At 59.6% G+C, this 2544-nt stretch carries 4 protein-coding genes and 1 pseudogene; all 5 read left to right on the top strand.

The window, feature by feature from the left end; all coding sequences use genetic code 11:
• Window positions 1-219 (top strand): annotated as a pseudogene (locus tag F8J34_RS04330) (electron transfer flavoprotein subunit beta); the annotation flags it as partial.
• Between the two features lie 13 nt (window positions 220-232).
• Window positions 233-1234, top strand: a complete 1002-nt coding sequence (locus F8J34_RS04325) for an electron transfer flavoprotein subunit alpha/FixB family protein (protein ID WP_297056779.1) — start codon at window positions 233-235, stop codon at window positions 1232-1234.
• Window positions 1218-1958, top strand: coding sequence for a 3-oxoacyl-[acyl-carrier-protein] reductase (fabG, locus tag F8J34_RS04320; RefSeq protein WP_297056778.1), 741 nt, complete (start codon window positions 1218-1220; stop codon window positions 1956-1958). The genes F8J34_RS04325 and fabG overlap by 17 nt, the downstream gene beginning before the upstream one ends.
• A 110-nt stretch (window positions 1959-2068) precedes the next feature.
• The gene (acpP, locus tag F8J34_RS04315; protein WP_297056777.1) at window positions 2069-2305 is read left to right on the top strand and encodes an acyl carrier protein; all 237 of its coding nucleotides are present in this window, start codon (window positions 2069-2071) and stop codon (window positions 2303-2305) included.
• Window positions 2306-2321: 16 nt separating this feature from the next.
• The coding region (locus F8J34_RS04310; protein ID WP_297056776.1) for a beta-ketoacyl synthase N-terminal-like domain-containing protein at window positions 2322-2544 on the top strand (223 nt) is incomplete at its 3' end.

Genomic DNA, 2544 nt, shown 5'->3' with positions numbered 1-2544 from the left:
CTCAAACGTCTGCTTGCGGTTCGGGAGCTTGCTCCACGGGTATTTTCTGCTCAGGATCTTGGATGTGAAGCGGAAAAACTAGGCCTTTCCGGCTCGCCCACCCAGGTTCTCGATGTGTTTGCCCCTTCTTACCAGCGGGAGCAAATTCTTCTCACCGGGGAGCCCGAAGAGGTGGCCCAGGAACTGGTGTCGCACTTAAGGACCCGGGGACTCATTTAGGGAGGTAGCGCCTATGGCCGGATTCTGGATTTATGGAGAATGGGCAGAGGAGGATTTCCATCCTGTGGTGTACGAATTGCTTGGTGTGGCCCGCACCCTGGCTCCCCGCCTCGGTCAGAAGGTAGTGGTGGTGACCCTGGGGCCGGAGGACCGGAGGCCCGGGGTGGAAAAGGTCCTGGCTTACGGGGCCGAGGAGGTCCTTTTCCTGGTTCATCCGGAACTGGATTATTTTCGGGATGACCTTTTCGGACGCCTTCTCGGTGACATGGTCCGGGAACGAAGGCCGGAGGTGTTTCTTTTCGGGGCCACCAGCGAGGGGCAGGCCCTGGCTCCGCGTATTGCCGGAGAGCTGGAGCTGGGGCTTACGGCCCATTGCACCGCTTTTGAAGTGGATGAAGAGGGACGGCTGGTGCAGATTCGTCCATCCTTTGGAGAGAATATCCTGGCCAAAATAGTCTCCCGCACCCGTCCGCAGATGGCCACGGTGCGCCCCGGGGTGTTTCCTAAGGCGGAAGCGGGCGAGCCCCGGGGAAGGGTGGAGGAGATAAAGCTCGCGGCCCTTCCGCCCAGTGCCCTGGTGCGGCGTGCGCTTCGTCCTCTTCCCCGCGTAGAGAATCCTTTGACCCGGGCCCGGGTGGTGGTGGCCGGAGGAAGAGGCCTTCAAAGTAAGGAAAATTTTGCCCAGCTCTTTGAGCTGGCCGAACTCCTTTCCGGGGCTGTAGGGGCCACCCGTCCGGTCTGCCACCTGGGGTGGATCTCCGAAGAACACATGATCGGGGTTTCCGGGGTGAGTGTGGCTCCGAAACTTTACCTGGGTTTTGGCATATCCGGAGCCCTGCAGCACACCGTAGGGATTCAGGGAGCGGAAACCGTGGTGGCTATCAACATCGACCCCGAGGCCCCTCTTATGAAACAGGCCGATATAGCCGTGGTAGGAGATGCCCGGCGAATTCTACCGGCCCTTATACGTAGAATTCGGGAGATAAAGGAGGGCAAAAATGGATCTGGGCCGTAAGGTAGCCCTGGTTACCGGAGCTTCACGGGGAATTGGGCGGGCGGTGGCCCTGGAGCTGGCCCGGGCCGGAGCCGCGGTGGCCGTAAATTATACCGCCTCCGAGGGGCCGGCCCGCGAAGTGGTGCGGGAAATAGAGCAGATGGGCGGAAAGGCCATTCCCGTGAGATTCGATGTGGCCGATCCCGAGGCCGTGGCCCGGGGGGTAAAAGAGGTGGAGGAGGCCCTGGGGACCATTGATATCCTGGTAAATAATGCCGGAATAACCCGCGATGGGCTTCTGGTGCGGTTAAAGGATGAGGACTGGGAACGGGTCCTTTCCGTAAACCTTCGGGGGGCCTTCCTGGTAACCCGGGCCGTACTCCCGGGGATGATGAAACGCCGCTACGGTCGCATTATCAACATTTCTTCGGTGGTAGCCTTTTCCGGCAACCCCGGCCAGACCAATTATGCGGCTTCCAAGGCGGGTCTGGTGGGGTTCTCGCGATCCCTGGCCCTGGAGGTGGCCCGGCGAGGAATCACGGTGAATGTGGTAGCGCCGGGGTTTATCGAGACGGATATGACGGCCGCGCTTCCGGAAAAAGCCCGGGAGGCCTTGCTTTCAAGGGTACCCATGGGGCGGGCCGGGACCCCGCAGGAGGTGGCCCACGCGGTGGTCTTCCTGGCTTCGGATCGGGCTTCCTATATCACCGGTACCGTGCTGCATGTAAATGGCGGACTCTGGTAATCACGGTCTTCTTCGTTTCTTGCCGGGAGAGCGAAAGGGCCCTTAGGCTTGAAATTTTGGGAAGATACGCTAAAAGCAACCCAAGTTTGGTCGGCGAAAGGAGGTGTCTTATGGCGGTAGAAGAAAAGGTGATCAAGATTATCGCGGAAAAGCTGAATGTCTCGGAGGATCAGGTGAAACCCGAGGCCTCTTTTGTGGACGACCTGGGGGCGGATTCCCTGGATCTGGTGGAACTGGTCATGGCCATGGAGGAGGAGTTCGGGATGGAGATCTCGGATGAGGAGGCCGAGAAACTGCGCACGGTGGGAGACGTGTTAAACTTTGTGCGGGAGCGGGTGAAAGAATAAGAGCCGGGAGATCTTTATGCGGCGAAGGGTGGTAGTTACCGGTTTGGGGGCTATTTCTCCCCTGGGCATAGGTGTGGAGGAGAACTGGCGTCGGGTAGTGGCCGGAGAATCAGGGATAGGGCCCATTACCAAGTTCGACGCCTCCCATCTTCCGGTGCGCATAGCCGGCGAGGTGAAGGGGTTTTCCGCTGAAGAGTTCATGGATCGCAAGCTGGTTTCCCGGGTGGATGTATTTATTC

Source organism: Thermosulfurimonas sp., from assembly GCF_015491435.1.
Taxonomy (GTDB): domain Bacteria; phylum Desulfobacterota; class Thermodesulfobacteria; order Thermodesulfobacteriales; family Thermodesulfobacteriaceae; genus Thermosulfurimonas_A.
The sequence above is the reverse complement of the archived record's forward strand: the minus strand, read 5'-3'. Positions and strand labels throughout refer to the sequence as shown.